Annotated in this window: 16 protein-coding genes and 1 pseudogene; 8 read left to right on the top strand and 9 right to left on the bottom strand. The window is 68.9% G+C overall.

What is annotated here, in order from left to right:
* The 6 genes from PY257_RS06850 to PY257_RS06825 form a co-directional block, all read right to left on the bottom strand.
* A partial coding sequence (locus PY257_RS06850) for a hypothetical protein (RefSeq protein WP_275740257.1) occupies positions 1-204 on the bottom strand: 204 nt, incomplete at its 3' end.
* Positions 201-1,649, bottom strand: coding sequence for an ATP-binding protein (locus tag PY257_RS06845; RefSeq protein ID WP_275740255.1), 1,449 nt, complete (start codon positions 1,647-1,649; stop codon positions 201-203). The genes PY257_RS06845 and PY257_RS06850, both read right to left, overlap by 4 nt.
* 54 nt (positions 1,650-1,703) lie before the next feature.
* Positions 1,704-1,901 (bottom strand): hypothetical protein, encoded by a 198-nt coding sequence (locus tag PY257_RS06840; protein WP_275740253.1) that lies wholly within the window; start codon positions 1,899-1,901, stop codon positions 1,704-1,706.
* Between the two features lie 4 nt (positions 1,902-1,905).
* Positions 1,906-3,039, bottom strand: a complete 1,134-nt coding sequence (locus PY257_RS06835) for an acyl-CoA dehydrogenase family protein (protein WP_275740251.1) — start codon at positions 3,037-3,039, stop codon at positions 1,906-1,908.
* 190 nt (positions 3,040-3,229) lie between these two features.
* The gene (locus PY257_RS06830) at positions 3,230-4,426 is read right to left on the bottom strand and encodes an acyl-CoA dehydrogenase family protein (protein ID WP_275740249.1); all 1,197 of its coding nucleotides are present in this window, start codon (positions 4,424-4,426) and stop codon (positions 3,230-3,232) included.
* A gap of 54 nt (positions 4,427-4,480) precedes the next feature.
* The gene (locus tag PY257_RS06825) at positions 4,481-6,619 is read right to left on the bottom strand and encodes a 3-hydroxyacyl-CoA dehydrogenase NAD-binding domain-containing protein (protein WP_275740247.1); all 2,139 of its coding nucleotides are present in this window, start codon (positions 6,617-6,619) and stop codon (positions 4,481-4,483) included.
* An 80-nt stretch (positions 6,620-6,699) separates the two neighbouring features.
* On the opposite strand from PY257_RS06825, the pseudogene PY257_RS06820 reads away from it, so the two are divergent.
* From PY257_RS06820 to PY257_RS06810, 3 genes and pseudogenes are all read left to right on the top strand, one after another.
* Positions 6,700-7,102 (top strand): annotated as a pseudogene (locus PY257_RS06820) (carbon-nitrogen hydrolase family protein); the annotation flags it as partial.
* A 104-nt stretch (positions 7,103-7,206) separates the two neighbouring features.
* A complete protein-coding gene (locus PY257_RS06815) occupies positions 7,207-7,806 on the top strand; it encodes an SH3 domain-containing protein (RefSeq protein WP_275740245.1) in 600 nt (199 codons plus the stop codon).
* 504 nt (positions 7,807-8,310) lie between these two features.
* On the top strand, positions 8,311-8,748 hold the full coding sequence (locus tag PY257_RS06810; RefSeq protein WP_275740259.1) for a PACE efflux transporter: 438 nt from the start codon (positions 8,311-8,313) through the stop codon (positions 8,746-8,748).
* 319 nt (positions 8,749-9,067) lie between these two features.
* Here PY257_RS06810 and PY257_RS06805 read toward each other — a convergent pair whose 3' ends face one another.
* Positions 9,068-10,366: an ATP-binding protein gene (locus tag PY257_RS06805; RefSeq protein WP_275740243.1), complete on the bottom strand. Its 1,299-nt coding sequence runs from the start codon at positions 10,364-10,366 to the stop codon at positions 9,068-9,070.
* Complete coding sequence (locus PY257_RS06800) at positions 10,363-11,106, bottom strand: response regulator (RefSeq protein WP_275740241.1); 744 nt, start codon at positions 11,104-11,106, stop codon at positions 10,363-10,365. The genes PY257_RS06805 and PY257_RS06800 overlap by 4 nt, the downstream gene beginning before the upstream one ends.
* A gap of 201 nt (positions 11,107-11,307) precedes the next feature.
* Here PY257_RS06800 and PY257_RS06795 point away from each other — a divergent pair, with 201 nt between their 5' ends.
* The 5 genes from PY257_RS06795 to minC all read left to right on the top strand — a co-directional run bounded on the left by PY257_RS06795 (position 11,308) and on the right by minC (position 14,934).
* Positions 11,308-11,841 (top strand): hypothetical protein, encoded by a 534-nt coding sequence (locus PY257_RS06795; protein WP_275740239.1) that lies wholly within the window; start codon positions 11,308-11,310, stop codon positions 11,839-11,841.
* A 44-nt stretch (positions 11,842-11,885) separates the two neighbouring features.
* The gene (locus tag PY257_RS06790; protein WP_275740237.1) at positions 11,886-12,224 is read left to right on the top strand and encodes an EF-hand domain-containing protein; all 339 of its coding nucleotides are present in this window, start codon (positions 11,886-11,888) and stop codon (positions 12,222-12,224) included.
* 10 nt (positions 12,225-12,234) lie between these two features.
* Positions 12,235-13,086 carry a sterol desaturase family protein gene (locus PY257_RS06785; protein WP_275740235.1) on the top strand — a complete coding sequence of 284 codons (852 nt, stop codon included), beginning with the start codon at positions 12,235-12,237 and terminating at the stop codon, positions 13,084-13,086.
* A 20-nt stretch (positions 13,087-13,106) separates the two neighbouring features.
* Positions 13,107-14,009, top strand: a complete 903-nt coding sequence (locus PY257_RS06780; protein WP_275740233.1) for an alpha/beta hydrolase — start codon at positions 13,107-13,109, stop codon at positions 14,007-14,009.
* 184 nt (positions 14,010-14,193) lie between these two features.
* A complete protein-coding gene (gene minC, locus PY257_RS06775) occupies positions 14,194-14,934 on the top strand; it encodes a septum site-determining protein MinC (protein ID WP_275740231.1) in 741 nt (246 codons plus the stop codon).
* 367 nt (positions 14,935-15,301) lie between these two features.
* Here minC and PY257_RS06770 read toward each other — a convergent pair whose 3' ends face one another.
* Positions 15,302-17,674: a choice-of-anchor U domain-containing protein gene (locus tag PY257_RS06770; protein ID WP_275740229.1), complete on the bottom strand. Its 2,373-nt coding sequence runs from the start codon at positions 17,672-17,674 to the stop codon at positions 15,302-15,304.
* Positions 17,675-17,746: the final 72 nt, after the last annotated feature.

The raw sequence follows: 17,746 nt of genomic DNA, 5'->3' as shown, positions 1-17,746 counted from the left end.
TTGGCGGTGCCCGCACCTTTTTTCTGCATCAGATCGCGGGTAATTCGGCAGGTTTGGGGAATTCTGTAAGTCCCTCGAGAGTCTGTAATTCTCGCTGCCACACAAAGACTTTTCCTCGTCTTCCGGCTGGAATTCAGCAACGACCGTACTTTCGTTGGAGAGGGCAATCGCTTCATAGCGAACGGACTTCGGGTCTTCGCTCATGGCTTCACCCAATACGCAACCGGCTGCATCAAAAACTCTTCCAGCGCGATGCCATCGCCCCCCACCAGCAGGCTGCGCTGCGGCTTGAAGGCCTTTGCAAAGGCTGCCGTGCCTGCATGTGCCTGCGGCGCGCGGCCGCTTTTCACTTCGATGGCAGTCAAGCGCCGCCCGGCCTGCACGATGAAATCCACCTCATGGTTGCCTTCGCGCCAGTAATGCAGCGCGCATTCACCACGCATGGAAGCATTGGCCAGATGTGCGCCCACGGCAGACTCCACCAGACGCCCCCAGAACTCGGGGTCGGCGCGTGCCTCGTCCAGCGACATGCCGCTCATCACCGTCATCAGCGCCGTATTGAGCACCTGCAACTTGGGGCTGGAGCCGCGGCTGCGTGCCATGTCACCCGCGTATTTGGGCAAGCCGCACACCATACCAGCTCCCGCCAGCAGCGCCAGATAATGCGCCAGCGTCGTGCTGTTGCCGGCATCCTGCAACTGCCCCAGCATTTTGGTATAGGACAACACCTGCCCCGAATAACGGCAGGCCAGCTCGAACAACCGCCGCAGCAACGCGGGCTTGTCCACCCGAGTCAGCAAGAGCACATCGCGCGAAATCGAGGTTTCGATCAGGCTGTCGGCCACATAACGCAGCCAGCGCGCAGGGTCCCCGATCAGCGGTGCGGCGCCCGGATAACCGCCGTAGCACACAAACTCGCCCAGCGACCAGCCAAATGCGGCGCGCATTTCCGCCAGCGACCAGTGCGACACCGCAATGGTTTCAAACCGCCCGGCCAGGCTTTCGGTCAGCCCCTGGGCAATCAGCAGCGGCGCAGAACCCAGCACCACCACTTTGAGCGGGCGCCTGGCGCGCGTGTCCTCATCCCACAGGCGTTTAACGGTTTCCGACCAGGCCGCAATCTTCTGAATCTCGTCGAGTACCAGCACCGCCCCTTCGGGGCTGGCGAGGGCAAGCCGTGCCGCCTCCCACTGCTGGGCTATCCAGTCCGTGCCGCGCAGCGTCGGCTCGTCTGCGCTCGCATGGCGCACGGGTTGCGACAAGGTTTCTGTCGCCTGCTGTACCAGCGTGGACTTTCCCACCTGACGCGGCCCCGCCACGACCTGGATAAAACGGCGCGGCTCGCGCAGGCGGGCTGCCAGCACAGCGGCCTGTTGGCGCTGGAATTGTTTTTTACTCAACATATTGAGTAATTTTACCCAATTCCAGGGGTAGGGCAAGTCACGCCGCTTCCTTGAACCTGGAAACGGCAGTTGGATGCGCCTGCCGGTGCCGTGATCGGGGTGCCAGGCAAGACCGGGCGACGCGGCGGGCTTGCTGCCCGCAAGGATGAGCAACGCCGCATGGCGCGCCGAGCGCGGTGCTGGCAGGTGCATGGCGCTCTCACCCACGAGGTGAACGCCATCGAAGCCGGCAACGCTCGATTTCATGCGGCCTGGCAAGGGATGCAAAGCGGTCAACTGCCGTTTCCAGGGTTATCGCCTTCAGGCATCTTCAGCCGCGCCGCCCACGGCCCTGCCTTTGTCGACTGTTGCAACAAAGGAGGTGGTATGGAACTGGTAGCACCGCACCAACGTGTTGTAGGGCTGGACATCCATCAGGCGCAGGTCACCGCTTGCGCCCTGTTTGTTGGACAGCATCAGCACCGCGCCTCCGCTGCGCTGCAGCAGCGGCTCGGCCATAGCGTCAGCCTCGGCCCAGCGCCATGAAACGCGCCAGGTGGTGGTCTTCGTCGCCCAGTTCATGGTCGACCATGACCAGGCGCTTGGCGTAGTGCGACAGGGGCAGCTCCCAGGTCATGCCGATGCCGCCGTGCATCTGGATGCTTTCCTCTGCCACCAGGGTTCCGATGCGGCCAATGCTGACCTTGGCCGCCGACAGCGCGCGCTCGCGCTCGATGCGGTTGCTGCTGTCGATCACCGCAGCCGCGTTGATCACGGCCGAGCGCGCCTGCTCCACCTCCAGCAGCAGGTCGGCCATGCGGTGCTGCAGGGCCTGGAAGCTGCCGATCGGCACGCCAAACTGCCTGCGCGTTTGCAGGTATTCGAGCGTGTCTTTCTTGGCCGATTCCATGGCGCCCAGCGCTTCGGCGCACAGCGCCAGCACACCCCAGCCCACGGCCAGCTCCAGGGTGGCAAAGCCCTGGCCCTCGGTGCCCAAGAGCGCAGCGGCGCCCAACTGCACGTTATCGAGCGTGATTTCGGCCACGCGGCCACCGTCGATGCGGCCCATGCCCCGGCGTGCCACGCCCGCTGCGTCGGCAGGCACCAGGAACAGCGAAATGCCGTCTTCGCTGTCCACCGCGCCCGCGGTGCGGGCCGACACCAGCAAGAGCTGTGCGTTGTCGCCCTGCACCACCACGGCCTTGGCGCCGGTGAGCGCCCAGCCGCCCTCGCTGCGCACCGCACAGGTGCTGACACGGGAGAGTTCGTAATGGTTGTCGGGCTCGTCGTGCGCCAGCGCGGCCACGGTGCTGCCATCGATCAGCTTGGCAATATGCTCTTTTTGCGCAAGCGTGCCGGCTGCGGCCAGGGCACGTCCCACCATCAGGGCACCCAAAAAGGGCTCGACCACCAGGCCACGGCCCAGGGCTTCAAACACCACGGCCACGTCAAAGCCTGCGCCGCCAAAGCCGCCGTCAAGCTCGGGGAACAGCGCGCCAATGGCGCCCAGCTCGGCAAACTGTGCCCACAAGGCGGGGCTGCAGCCCATGTCGCCATAGGCAATGGCGTTGCGGGTTTCAAAGCCGTATTGCTCAGAGATAAAACGGTTCAGGGTGTCCGCCAGCATGCGGCGGTCTTCGGTGTGTTCAAAATTCATGTCCACTTTCCTCTGGAATCAATTGTTTGCGGCTTGGCATGGAACAGGGCTCATGCAACTGGCGCCGCCCAGGCCAGCGGCCACCACGCAAGGGCCACCACGCCGCGCTGGCGGTGCCCCCCCTTGCGCATCGCGCAGCGATGCCAGAGAAGGGGGCAAGCCGCGCAGCGGCTCAGGGGGTTATTCATTGCTACAGACCCAGGATCATCTTGGAGATGATGTTTTTCTGGATTTCATTGGAGCCGCCAAAAATCGACAGCTTGCGGTAGTTGAAGTAGTGGGCAGCCGCAGTGGCCGCCTCTTTCGGGCCGACGGGAGGCACGTTGTTCTCGGCGTACTGCGCTTCTTCCATGAAGGGCAGTGCGTACGGCCCCATGGCGCGGCGGATCAGCGACAAAATCTCTTGGCGGATTTCGGTGCCACAAATCTTCAGCATCGAGCTTTCGGCCCCCGGCACGCCACCACCGGCCACGGCGGCAATCACGCGCAGATTGGTGGTTTTCATGTTTTCCAGGTCGATCTCGACGCGGGCCATGCGGGCGGCAAACTGCGGGTCCTGGTTCAAGGGCTTGCCATTGCGGTGGACCTTGGCGGCAATCACCTTGAGCTTTTCCATGGCCGCCACCGAAAAACCCACGCCGGCCAGGCCGGTGCGTTCGTAGGTGAGCAGGTACTTGGCGCAGCTCCAGCCCTTGTTTTCTTCGCCGACCAGGTTTTCCACCGGCACTTTGACGTCGGTGAAAAACACTTCATTGATTTCGTGGTCGCCATCGAGCGTGCGGATGGGGCGCAGCTCCACGCCGGGCGACTTCATGTCCACCAGCAAAAAGCTGATGCCCGCCTGGGGCCGCGCTTCGCGGTCGGTGCGCACCAGGCAGAAAATCATGTTGGCATGCTGGCCCTGGGTGGTCCAGGTCTTCTGGCCGTTGACAATGTAGTGGTCGCCCTGGCGCACCGCCGTGGTCTTGACCGAGGCCAGATCCGAGCCCGCTCCGGGCTCGGAATACCCCTGGCACCACCAGTCTTTACAGGCCAGGATGCGCGGCAGCCAATACTGCTTTTGCGCCTCGTTGCCGAACTTGATCAGCACCGGGCCCAGCATGTTCACACCAAAGGGCACGATGCGCGGGCTACCGGCCAGGGCGCATTCGGTGTCAAAAATGAACTTTTCCACCGGCCCCCAGCCAGGGCCGCCGTATTGCCTGGGCCAGTGGTTGGCGTACCAGCCGCGCTCGTTGAGCAAGGCGTGCCACTCGTCCTGATCGGCCTTGGACAGGCGATGGCCCGCCTTGACCTTGCTGGCGATGTGCGCGGGCAGTTTTTCTTTCAGAAAAGCCTGCACCTCGGCGCGGAAGGCTTCTTCTTCGGGGGTGAAATTCAGGTCCATGGTGTCTCGTCTCTTTCGGTCGGTGTGTTGAACAACAACGCCCTCATGCATTGCTCATGCACTGTGGTTCAGGCTGTCAAAATTTTTGCCTTCCTGCACCAGCTTGACCAGCAGCGGCGAGGGTTTCCAGAACAGCGGGTCTTCCTTGGCGAACGCCTCGATGTCGGCCAGCAACCTGGGCAGGCCCTCCATGTCGGCCCATTTCATGGGGCCGCCACGAAAGCGCGGAAAGCCGTAACCCGAGATAAGCGTGACGTCCACGTCCAACGGGCGCAGCGCAATGCCTTCGTGCACCACGTTGGCGCCTTCGTTGACCATGGCGGCCATGTAGCGGCGCATGATCTCGTCTGCCGTGAAGCTGCGCGGCGTGATGCCCTTCTTGGCACGCTCGGCGTCGACGATGGCCAGTATTTCGGGGTCAGGCTGTCCCACGCGGGCGCCTTCGGGGTAGAGATAAAAGCCGCGGCCTGTTTTCTGGCCGAACCAGCCGCGCTCGCAGATGCGGTCGGCCACCTCGACATAGCGGGCCTTGGGGTCGCCCGGTTTGCGTGCTGCGGCGCGGCGCTTGCGCGTGGCCCAGCCAATGTCGCCACCGGCCAGGTCGGTGACCTGGAACGGCCCCATGGCAAAGCCAAAGTCGCGCACGGCGGCGTCGATCTCGTAGGGGCTGGCGCCGTCTTCCATGAGGTAATCGGCTGCCTGCCTGTACACCGCCAGGATGCGGTTGCCGATAAAGCCGTCGCACACGCCCGCGCGCACGGGCAGTTTTTTCAGCTTCCTGGCCAGCTCGAAGGCGGTGGCCACCACGCCGGCGCTCACCTTGGCTGGCACCACGATTTCCAGCAGCTTCATGATGTTGGCCGGACTGAAGAAATGCAGGCCAATCACGTCCTGCGGGCGGCTGGTGGCGGCGGCGATGGCGTCAATGTCGAGGTACGAGGTGTTGGTGGCCAGCACGGCGCCGGGTTTGCAGACGCGGTCGAGTTCCTTGAACACGGCTTTTTTCACTTCGAGGTCTTCAAACACGGCCTCGATCACCAGGTCCACGTTGGCCAGGTCGTCATAAGAGGTGCTGCCGGTGTAGCGGGCCATGACGGCGGCCTTGGCCTCTTCGGTCATGCGGCCTTTGGCAACCAGGCCGGCGTACACCTTTTCCACATTGGCGCGGCCGCGGGCGATGGATTCGGCATCGCGCTCGACCATGATCACGGGGTAGCCCGCATCCAGGGCCGACACGGTGATGCCCGCGCCCATGGTACCGCCGCCAATGATGGCGATGCTGGCAACCGGGCGCGGCGCGGCGGCGCGGGCCTCGGGCACCTTGGCCGCCTCGCGCTCGGCAAAAAAGGCGTGGATCAGGCCGGCGCGCTGCGGGCTGTCTATGCACTGCAAAAACAGCGAGCGCTCCAGCGCCATGCCTTCGTCAAACGGCAACTGCACGGCGGCCTGCACGCATTCGATGATTTTCAGCGGCGAAAACAGGCCACGGGTTTTCCTGGCGGTGTCTGCCTTGAGCATTTCCAGCTCGGCCAGCGCGGCAGCGGGGTCAGGGATGGCGATGTCGCGGGTGCGGCGCACGGGGGCGTTCTGCGCCAGCAGTTCATTGACGTAGGCCAGGCCAGCGGCCTGGGCGTCGTCGCCCTCGACGAGCTTGTCCACCAGGCCCGCCGCCAGCGCGGCCTTGGCCGACAGGTGCTGGCCGCTGAGCATCAGCTCGGTGGCGGCTTTGACGCCCATCAGGCGCGGCGCGCGCTGCGTTCCGCCCGAGCCAGGCAGCAGGCCCAGCGTCACTTCGGGCAGGCCCAGCTTGGCACCGCCCGACGAATTTTGGATTGCCAGGCGGTAATGGGCCGACAGCGCCACTTCCAGGCCACCGCCCAGCGCCGCGCCGTGCAGCACCGCAACCACGGGCTTGCTGCAGTCTTCGATGCTGCGGCACACCTCGGGCAGCGACGGCGGCATGGCGGGCTTGCCAAACTCGCGGATGTCGGCGCCCGCGATGAAGGCCTTGCCGGCACCCACCAGCATGACGCCGGCGACCGCATCATCGGCCTGGGCCTGCGCCATGGCAGCGGCCAGCCCCTGGCGCACGGCCACGCTCAATGCGTTGACCGGCGGGTTGTTGACCGTCACGACCAGGACGGTGCCCAGGCGGGCGGTGGTGACAACGGAATCGGGGGTGGTTGCGCCCATGCGGGAGTCTCCTGGTGAATTGGAAAAAACTGCTATTGTTGATGCGCCAAACAATCTTGACAATTATCCTGGCAGCAAGCACCTACGTAAGCGAGGGCCCCAAGGGCCTGAAGATCACTCTCATCGTCTGCGTCGGCTTCGACGGCCGCGCGCTCGGTGAATGCGGCGAGGAGGAATACTGCATCCAGTACGCCGCGCTGTCCAAGAACCTGATCCACGACTTCCGCAAGAACGGCCAGAGCGAGAACCAACTGTTCGGGCTGCTGCACCGCCGCTACACCCGGCACCATCAACTCGCGCGACAGCGACAAGGGCGTGGCCGCCTGCCCCTACGACTTCTACGCGCGCTGGGTCAACGACCCCGAAGGCACGCAGAAGGCGGTGGAGGCCAGCACGCGGCCCATGGTGGGCACCGAGGAATGCCCCATCGAGGAGGGCATACCCCCGGAGATGCGGGCCGCCGCAGACGGCACGGAAGCCTAGTCAAGGCATTGTCCGACGTGGGCAGTGCCATGGACCGCGGTATCGTGGGGGTCTGGCGGAACCAGCCATGCCGCCCCCTACTTCCCCGCACCCAGGAGACAGCCATGCGTCTTTCATCCATCCTGCGCCGCATGGCGCTGGTACTTGCCGCTGCCGCCCCCGCCCTGGCCGCCGCCGAGCAGGCCTATACCAACGTCTACGCCAACCTGCGCGCCGGCCCGGGGCCCAACTATCCCATCGTGGCGCAACTGGGGCTCAACACGCCGCTCGAAGTGGTCGGGTGCACGGCGGGCTACCAGTGGTGCGACGTGCTGCTGCAGGGCGGCGCGCTGCGCGGCTGGATCTACGCGCCGAGCCTGTCGTACCCCTACCAGGGCCGCACGGTGCTGCTGCCGCAGTACGGTGCCGTCATCGGCGTGCCGCTGATCTCGTTTGCCATCGGCAGCTACTGGGGCTCGCACTACCGCAGCCAGCCGTGGTATGGCGAGCCGCGCTACTGGGGCGGGCGCCCGCCGCCGCGGCACCACCTGCCGCCGCCGCACCCCAACTGGCACCCGCCTTCACAGGTGCCGCCGCATGCGGGCCAGCATCAGCGCCCGCCGAACCAGCATCAGCGCCCGCCGAACCAGGGCCAGCGTCCGCCAGGCATGCAGCGCCCGCACAATTCCGCTTCGCCGGACCACGGCCCGCATGGGGGGCGGTAGGGCCAAGGGCCGCACGTCCGGCGCTGGAGCGGCGGCACGTTCTCCGGTTCTCTCAACCTGGAAACGGCAGTTGACCGCTTTGCATCCCTTGCCAGGCCGCATGCAATCGAGCGTTGCCGGCTCCGATGGGGTTCACCTCGTGGGTGAGAGCGCCATGCACCTGCCAGCACCGCGCTCGGGGCACCATGCGGCGTTGCTCCTCCTTGCGGGCAGCAAGCCCGCCGCGTCGCCCGGTCTTGCCTGGCACGCCGATCGCGGCACCGGCAGGCGCATCCAACTGCCGTTTCCAGGATCAAAAAAAATAGCTGCTACCGCAGGTTCCATAAGGTTTTCATGGTCATTTGTACCTGAAACCCTTGTTATAAGAGCGATGGCAGCTATAAAAAAAGAAGCAACATGCCGCCCGCCACGGCTGATTGCCGCCCCTGGCATACAGTGTGCCCCATGCCCGCGACCGATACGACGACGCCTTCCCCCCGCCCTGCCCGGGCGCTCTGGTTCGACCTGCAGGGCCTGCGCCGCCGGCTGCTGTTCATCGCGCTGTACGAAGGGCTGGCCATCGCCTGCACGAGCCTGGGGCTGGCGCTGCTGGCGGACGGCGGCGTGGCCCATGCGGGCGTGATGGCCGTGGCCTCCTCGGCCATCGCGGTGGCGTGGAACTTCGCGTTCAACCACCTGTTCGAGCGCTGGGAGGCGCGCCAGTCCGTGCGCGGGCGCAGCGTGGCACGGCGCGTGGCGCACGCCATCGGGTTCGAGGGCGGGCTCATCGTCTGGCTGGTGCCGCTGTTCGCCTGGTGGTTCGGCGTCAGCCTGTGGCGGGCCTTCGTGATGGACCTGGGGCTGGTGGTGTTCTTCCTGGGCTACACCTTCGTCTTCAACTGGGGGTTCGATCGCATGTTCGGCCTGCCGGCATCGGCGCTGCCGCACGGCCAGCATTCATAGTCGAATTGGCCTCCAGCGCCTGCGTGGCAAGCACGAGCAGCTATGCGCCTAGTGCAGTGTTCAACGCTAAGCAGCACATGAAACCGCGCCTTTTGACGCATGGCGGCGTTGCAAATCCTCGCGATAGCTACGGCTATCGCTGTGGTTTGCGCCTTGCCCTGCGCCAAAACGCATCTCTTTTATTGGTGCCGCCAAGCATCGAACACTGCACTAGAAACGGCAGTTGACCGCTTCGTATCCCTTGCCAAGCCGCATGAAATCGAGCGTTGATGGCTTCGATGGCGTTCATCTCGTGGGTGAGAGCGGTATGCACCTGTCGTTAATGTGAATTGCGTAGCGGCAGCGTGATGCGCGCGCGCAGGCCGCCGGACGTGCCGCGCAGGAGGTCCAGCCGGCCGCCGTGCGCGCGGGCGACGCGCTCCACGATCGCCAGCCCCAGGCCCGTGCCCTTGCGGGCGTTGCCGTGGAACGGCTGCTTGAGCCGCTGCGCGTCCTCGGGCGCGATGCCGGCGCCGTGGTCTTCCACCTCGACCCACAGGCACTCGGCGTCGGCGCCCGTGCGCAGCGTCACGGGCGGCTGGCCGTGGCGCCAGGCGTTTTCCACCAGGTTCACCAGCGCGCGGCGCAGCAGTTGCGTGCGCAGCGGCGCGGCGGGCGTGGGGCCGGCCTGCAGCGCCACGGCGCGGCCCTGGGCCCCGCAGGCGGCGGCCACCTCGGCGGCCAACGCGGCCAGGCTGGCGGGGGCGGGCGCTTCCTCCGCGCCGCTGCGCGCGAAGTCGAGGAACTGGCCGACGATCGCGTCCATCTCCGCGATGCCGCGCTCCATGCTCGCCGCGAGTTCGGGCCCGGCGGGCTCGCGCAGGATCTCCACGCCCAGGCGCAGCTTGGTCAGCGGCGTGCGCAGGTCGTGCGAGATGCCCGCGAGCATCAGCGCGCGCTCGCGCTCGGCGTCCTGCAGGCTGCGCGCCAGGTGGTTGAAGCTGCGGCCCACGGTGGCGATTTCCGCCGGGCCGTCCTCGGGCAGCGGGTCGGGCGCGGCGCCGCCGGCCAGCCGGTGCGCGGCGTCCGCCAGGCGCGCGAGCGGGCGGTTGATGCGGCGCTGGATCAGCAGCGCGCCGGCCAGCGCCAGCAGCGCGCCCGCGAGCGATGCGCCCAGCCACGCGCCGGTGGCCTCGCGTGCGGGTAGCAGGCCGGGCAGCGCGATCCAGTAGTCCGCCCCGTCCATGGCGATGCGCAGCGCCAGGCCGCCGCCGGCTTCGCGCCGCCAGACGATGTCCGCGTCCTGGCCGGCGAGGCGGCGCGAGACGGAGCGCACCATGCTGCGCTCCAGCGGGCTCAACGGTGGCAGGAGGCCGCCGCGTGCGGTGGCCGGGCCGGCGGCCTGCGGCGCCTGGGCGTTGAACCGGCGCACGAAATCGGCCCGCGCGGCGGGCGGCAGCGCAGCCATGCCGGCGCGCAGCGCGCCCGCGGTGCGCGCCAGCCCGTCGGCCATCTGCTCCAGCCGGGGCTTGAGCAAGAGCTGCCGCACCAGCACCGCGCCGGCGGCTTGCCCCAGCGCCACCAGCACCACGATCAGCAGCACGTTGCGGCCCAGCAGCGTGCGCGGCGTCAGCCTCATGGCGCATCACCCTCGGGGATGAACTGGTAGCCCACGCCCCAGACGGTGCGGATGAAGCGCGGCTGGGCCGGGTCGTCCTCCACCAGCCGGCGCAGGCGCATCACCTGCACGTCGATGCTGCGGTCGGTGGCCTCGTGCCCGGGGCCGTAGGCCAGCGCCAGGAGGCGGTCACGCCCGAGCGGGCGCCGCGGGTTCTGCGCCAGCGCGCGCAGCAGCGCGAATTCGGCCCCGGTGAGCGGCACGTCCTGCGCCGCCGCGCCAGCGCCGCGCGTGAGGCGCTGCGCGTCCAGATCCAGCGCGAAGGCACCGAAGCGCAGCACGCCCCGCGCGGGCGCAGGCCCGGCATGCGCGCCCAGCATGCGCTGGCGCCGCACCAGGGCCTGGATGCGCGCCAGCAGCTCTCTAGGCTCGAACGGCTTGGGCAGGTAGTCGTCGGCACCCATCTCCAGGCCGATGATGCGGTCCAGCGGGTCGCCGCGCGCGGTGAGCATGACGATGGGGATGGTCTCGCCTTGCGCGCGCAGGCGGCGGCAGATGGAAAGGCCGTCCTCGCCGGGCATCATCACGTCGAGCACCAGCACGTCGAAGCGCTCGCGCGCCAGCAGTTTCTCCAGCGCCTGCGCGCCCTCCACCGCGCGCACCGCACAGCCCTGGTCGCCCAGGTAGCGCTGCAGCAGCGCGCGCAGGTCGGCCTCGTCGTCGGCGATCAGGATGCGGGCCAGCGGTTCGCTCGTGGTCATGGCCTTCATCGTAGCGGCGTCCGCGTGGCGCGGCGGCGCGCGAATCCATGACAAACCATGACAGGCGTGGCCCGCGTGTTCATGGACCGTCACGAAACCACGCGCCGCGCATAGCGCCGGCGCTCGGGCGCGGCGTACAGTGCCCGTCCATGGGTCGCCGCATTCCGCAGCGCCCGGCCACCACCCCGACAGGAGATTGCCATGCAAGCCATCCGCATTCTTTCCACCACCGCGCTGTGCGCCGCGCTGCTCGCCGCCAGCCTCGCATCCCCCGACGCCCATGCCGGGCGCCGCACCGTGGTGCGGCCCAACGCCGCCGGCGGCACCACCGCCACCAGCGTCGTGGGCCGCCATGGTCCGAATGGCGGCGGCGCGCTGCGCGCGCGCGGCGTGACCACCGACGGCGCAGGCAACGCCACGGCCGCCAGCGGCGCCGCCGTGCGCGGCCCCAACGGCGGCATGGCCAAGCGCGCCGGCACCACGACGGTGAACAGCGACGGCTCCGCTACCCACCAGAGCGGCTTCAACGCCACGGGGGCCCAGGGCAGCGTGCAGAGCAGCGGCAGCGCCACCCGCGCCGCCGACGGCACCGTCACGCAAGAGCGCAGCACCACCGCCACCAGCGCGACCACCGGCAACAGCGTGCAGAGCAGCACGTCCTACAGCAGCGGCACGGGCCTGACGCACAGCGCCACCTGCTACAACGCCAGCGGCGCCGTGATCGCCTGCCGCTGAACCTTGCCTCCTGCACCCGCCACTCCACAGAAAGGACGGTCACCATGCAACCCCATTCCTTTTCGCGCGCCGCGCTGCTGCGCGTGGTTTTTTGCGCCGCGGCGCTCGCCGGCACGGCAGCGCAGGCGCAGTCCACGCCTGCCGCGCCCGCCGGCGACGGCAGCCGGGGCGAGCGCATGCGCGAGACGCTGCACAAGCGCTTCGGCGCCGCCGACGCCAATACGGACGGCCACCTGACCCGCGATGAGGCCAAGGACAAGATGCCCTGGGTCTACAAGAACTTCGACGCCATCGACGCCAGCCACGGCGGCAGTGTGACGATGGCCGACATCGAGGCCTACATGGCCCGGCAGCGCGCCGGCCGGCGGGCCGCGACGAAATAGCCCGAGGTCCATGCCCGCGCGCCCTATCCTCGACGCGGCCGGCGCGCCTGCCATGCTGCCCTGGCTCGGCGCGCTGCTGCTGGCGGTACCGGCCGCCGCCATGCTCGAAGGGCTGGTGCTGACCGGCATGCGCCGCGCCTACGACTGGCGCGCCTGCGCCGCCTCGATGGTCGACATGCTGGTGCGCCGCGGCGTCGATGCGCTGGGCCTGTCGCTGGCCGCGCCGCTGCTGGCCCTGGCCTACGCGCACCGGCTACAGACCATCGCGCTGGCCACGCCGCTCGCGTTCGCGCTGCTGTTCGTGGGCGCGGAGTTCTTCTACTACTGGTTTCACCGCGCGGCACACCGCGTGCGCTGGTTCTGGGCCACCCATGCCGTGCACCATTCGTCCAACGAACTCACGCTGGCCGCCGCGCTGCGCCTGGGCTGGACTGGCAAGCTCTCCGGCACGGGGGTGTTCTTCGCGCCGCTGATCTGGCTGGGGTTCCCGCCGCGGGCCGTGTTCGCCGCGCTCGCGCTCAATCTGCTCTATCAGTTCTGGCTGCACGCGCCGTGGATGCCGCGCCTGGGGCCGCTCGAATGGGTGCTCAACACACCCACGCACCACAAGGCGCACCACGCGAGCAACCCCGCGTACCTGGACTGCAACTACGGCGGCGCGCTCATCGTGTTCGACCGGTTGTTCGGCACCTTCGTGGACTTGCGCGCCGACGAGCCGCTGCGCTACGGACTCACCACGCCGCTGGCGAGCCACAACCCGCTGCGCATCGCCTTGCACGAGTGGCTGCGCCTGGGCGCCGACCTGCGCGCCGCGCCGGGCTGGCGGGCGCGGCTGGCGGTGCTGCTGGGGCCACCGGCATGACTGCTTCCCGGAGAAGCGCCATGGCCATTTGCCGCCTGTGCATCTGCCTGCCGCTGGCCTGCGCCCTGGCCGCGCAGCCCGCAGCCGGGCAGGACTTTGCGCCGCGCGAGGGCGGCCGCCGTGCCGCCGCCGCCGCCGTGCTGCCGCCGGGTGTGCGGCGCATCGCCGACCTGCCCTATGGCCCCGACGTGCGCCAGCGCATGGACGTATACCTGCCGTCGCCCGCAGGCGGGCCCGCGCGCGTGCCGATGCTGGTGATGGTGCACGGAGGCGCCTGGATGATCGGCGACAAGACCACGGCTGCCCGGCTCGACAACAAGCTCGCGCACTGGGTGGCGCGGCAGGGCTGGATGCTGGTGTCGGTGAACTACCGGCTCGCGCCGCAGGCGCGGCCCGACGAGCAGGCGCGCGACGTGGCGCGCGCCATCGCCGCCGCGCAGGCCCACGCGGCGCAGTGGGGCGCGGATGCGGATCGGCTGCTGCTGATGGGCCATTCGGCGGGCGCGCACTTGGTGGCGCTGCTGGGCGCCGACCCAGCACGCGCCGAGGCGCTTGGCGCACGGCGCTGGCGTGGCACCATCGCCCTCGACAGCGCGGCGCTCGACGTGCCGGCGCTGATGGAGCGGCCCCACCTGCGCTTCTACGACCGCGCGTTCGGCGGCGACCCCGCCGTCTGGCGCGCGGCATCCCCCATCGGCGCGCTGGCGGCAGGTGCGCCGCCGCTGCTGCTGGTGTGCTCGACCACGCGGCCCGACGATTCGTGCGGCCAGTCGCGCCGCTTCGCCGAGCGCGCGCGGGCGCTGGGCATCCGCGCCGAACTGCTGCCGCAGGCGAAGTCGCACCGCGACATCAACGACGACCTCGGCGCACCGGGCGACTACACCGGGGCGGTGGACCGCTTCGTGGCCTCGCTGGGCCTGTAGCCAGCTCGCTGCGCAGCCAATCCACGAACGCCGCCGCGGCGCGCGGCACCCGGGCCGCACCGGGGCGGATGGCATGGATCCGTCCGGCACACGCGCCCACGGCGCCGCCACAGCGGCAGAGTGCGAGAGTCCTCCCCCCGCTTGCTGCACGGTAAACTCTGCGCATTTCACGTCCGCACTCTCCATGGCCGCAACCACCGCGGGGCACGCCCGTGCCAGCTTCGAGTTCAAAAGCGCCACGCTGCCGCTGGTGGCGCTGCTGCTCAGGACGCCAGACCCGGAGGCGCTGGCGCAGGCGTTCAGCCAGCAGTTCGGCGACACGCCTGAATTCTTCGATGGCGACGCGGTCGTCATCGACCTGGGCCATTTGGCCGGCGACGCGGCGATCGACTTCCCCGCGCTGATCGCGCTGCTGCGCCGCTACCACACGCTGCCCGTGGCCGTGCGCGGCGGCAGCGCGGCCCAGCATGCGGCGGCGCGCGCGGCGGGGCTGGCCGAGGCCGCCGAGGAGCCCGCCGTGGCCACGCGCGAGGTGGAGGTGGAGGTGGTGCGCGAGGTGCCGGTCCAAGTGCCGGTCGAGGTTCCCGTGGCCGGCCCCGGTACGCTGGTGGTGGACAAGCCGCTGCGCTCGGGCCAGCAGGTGTATGCGCGCGGCGGCGACCTGGTGGTGCTGGCCGTGGTGAGCTTCGGCGCCGAGGTGATCGCCGACGGCAACATCCACGTCTACGCGCCGCTGCGCGGGCGCGCCCTGGCCGGCGCGCGCGGCAATGCCGATGCGCGCATCTTCAGCACCTGCCTGGAGCCGCAGCTCGTCTCCATCGCCGGCATCTACCGCACCAGCGAGAAGGCATTTCCAGCCGACATCGTCGGCAAGCCCGCGCAGGTGCGGCTCGAAGGCGAGAAGTTGATCGTGGAGGCGCTGTAGCAGCGCTCCGGCATTCCTCTCTCCCCGTTGGGCAGACAGAGGCGGCGCGAGGGGCTGCGGCAGTCGATGGCGCGCGAGGGGGCCGGCTCGCCGCGGCGGGCCCCGCCCACCCGCTGCCAGAGGCCGCCACGGAAGGCATACTCCCCCATATGCCATCTTGCAGCGCAGATATTGCGGGCGGTGCGACCCTATACTCCCCCTATTTCAGCATTCCGGCATTCCGCCTCTCCCCCGCTGGGGAGAGGCGGGTGAGGGGCGGCGGCGGTTGATGATGGGCGCGAGAAACTGCTGGCATCCCCTGCCCGCAGGCAGACAAGGGGATGAGAGAAAACGGCCCGGCCCCGAACCCTGAACGCCGCCCGCTGGCTCAACCGCGCTGGCGCGCGCGCAGCCGCAGCATGGCCAGGCCCGCCAGCGTCAGCGCCAGCAGACCGCGCGCCCATTCGCCGAGCGTGGGGATGGGGGTCGCGCCGCCGCCCAGGCCCAGGCCCACGGGGTCGATGATGACGCTGTTCGCCACCTGGTCATCGTCGCCCGTGGCGGCGCCGGGGCCATCCGTCACCGTGAAGCTCACCGTCTTGCGGTCGCCCGAGAAGGTCGGGGTGAGCTGATACCACACCTTCGCGCCGCCGACCGCCTGGCGCCCATACTTCCAGAGCACGGCATTGGCGGGCGCGGGCTGCGCCAGGCTCAGGCTCACCGTGGCCGACGTGCCGGGCGTTCCGTTGACGAGCACGAAGCTGAACATGCCATACGGGAACGTGTAGCCCGCCGGCAAGCCCGGCAGACCCGTCGCCGCTCCGAAGCCCGGGGAGTTCGACGCGAACTGCCATGCGCCACCGGCAACGCCTGCGCTGCTGACGCTGCTGCCGTTGCCCGCAAAGGTGGTGCCGCTGGCGGTGGGCGCGCTCACCGTGAAGCTCTGGGACACGGGCGTGGCGGGAGCGAAGTTCACGTTGCCCGCCAGGTTCGCCTGCAAGATGCAGATGCCCGCGGCCAACAGCGTCACGGTGCTGCCGTTGGTTCCATCGGCGCGGCAGACGACGGCGGTCGTCGAGGTGAACACCACCGGGTTGCCCGAGCCGCCGCCCGTGGCGCTCACCGTGAACGGTGCGGCGCCCAGCGTCTGGTCGAGGAGCGGGTTGAACGTGATGGTCTGCGGCAGCGGCGTGTCGGTAGTCCCGGATAGAGTGCCCAGCGTGCTGGCATAGCCGCCCGCCGTGGTCACCACCACGGCATGGACCTTGTAGCCCGTGCTGGGGGTCAGCCCCGTGGCCGTGAGGTTCGTGGCCGTGGCGCCGACCACCGACGGGGTGTTCTTCCAGATAGCGGCGGCGCCGGTGGAGTCCGTTCCCGCCACGACCTGCTCCCAACTCGGCGCGGCTGCCGCCGCGGGCAGCACCACGGCATACAGCGTGCCGGCAGCCGACGGGGTGGCCGTGAACGGCAGGGTCGTCGTGGTGGGCGTGCCGGCATACAGCGCCACCGTGGGCAAGGCCGCCAGCGCAACGCTGTCGGCGCGGGTCTTCTTCCAGGCGGCGTAAGTCAGATCCTTGGCCGCCGTGCCATTGGCATAGAAGTCGGCATCGCCGCAGTCGCTGATCACTTCCACGCTGCCGCTTGCATCCAGGCTCGTGGGCAGGTCGCCGATGCCCTCGGGCGCGCAGCGCGTGTCGGCGGCCAGGTTGGCGTTGCTGCGCAGGCGCAGGTTGACCGCCAGGCCGGCGGCGTTGACGCTGCCGTCCCACGAATAGAGGCGGAAGTCCTTGGGCGCAGTGCCCGTGGCGCTGTCGGGCGGCCCGGCGATGATGAGGTACTGGTTGGCGGCGTTCTTGCGGATTTCGCGGATGCCGCGCCCGCCCAGGTCCAGGCGGATCGGCGCGCCGAACGTGGCCGTGCCCTTGGTGCCGCCGGCGGCGGTGCCAAGGGTGGTGAAGTTGGTGACCGGAACGATCAGCGCATGCGTGCGGCCCGTGGCGCTGCCAGCCGTGACGGCTCCTTGGCCGGGAGCAGTTACCAGCGGTGCGCGGAAGCCGAACCAGGCGGCGGAGTCGGTGGGGCTGGTGGTCGCGCCTTCGATGGAGAAGCCGGCAAGGTTCGGGTTTTCGGGCTGCTGGCCCGCGCCGCCGTTCGAACTGGCCACGAGGCCGAAGTAGTCGGCGTTGCCCGCGTCCCAGGTGCGGATGTCCTCGCGCAGCCACTGGTAATAGCCACCGAGGGTCAGGGTGGTGCCCGCGCCCGATCCGCCGGGGGTGAGCTTGAAGAAACGCCAGCGGTCGGGGCGGCTGTGGCCGTTCTTGTTGTTGGAGTGCGAACCCGTCACGTACACCGCGCCGCCGCTGGGGAAGCTGGCTTCCATGTCCATCTCGCCGTCGGACTTGCAGTTGCCGGGTTCGATGCCGGTGAAGCCCGCCGTTGTGCAGGCAGCGTCGGTTTGCAGGGCCGGGTTGCTGAGATTCAGCCCGCTATCCACCGGCAGGGCCTTGAGCGGCAGGCCGCTGGTGCCGGGGGCATAGGCCGAGAAGGCATTGCCGCCGCCGCTTTGCGCCGCATTGCCCGATGCGTCCAGCGCGGGCGCTTCGTCGTCGGCCACCAGCCGGGTGCTGCCGTCGATGACCGTGGAGCCGTCGGAGCGGCCCGTGTGCCAGCGCGGGGTGGTGCCTGTGGCCGGGTTGGCCGATGCCGCGTAGTAGATGGTGCGCGTGAGGGTCCCGTCGATGGTGACCGTGATGTCGGACATGCCTACTAGTCAGTCATGTTGAAACGCGAGGATAAATGCGAGTGAGCTTACGCCTGGCATCCTGGGTAGAGA

The sequence above is a fragment of the Curvibacter soli genome (genome assembly GCF_029211125.1).
GTDB classification, from domain to species: Bacteria; Pseudomonadota; Gammaproteobacteria; order Burkholderiales; family Burkholderiaceae_C; genus Curvibacter_A; species Curvibacter_A soli.
The sequence above is the reverse complement of the archived record's forward strand: the minus strand, read 5'-3'. Positions and strand labels throughout refer to the sequence as shown.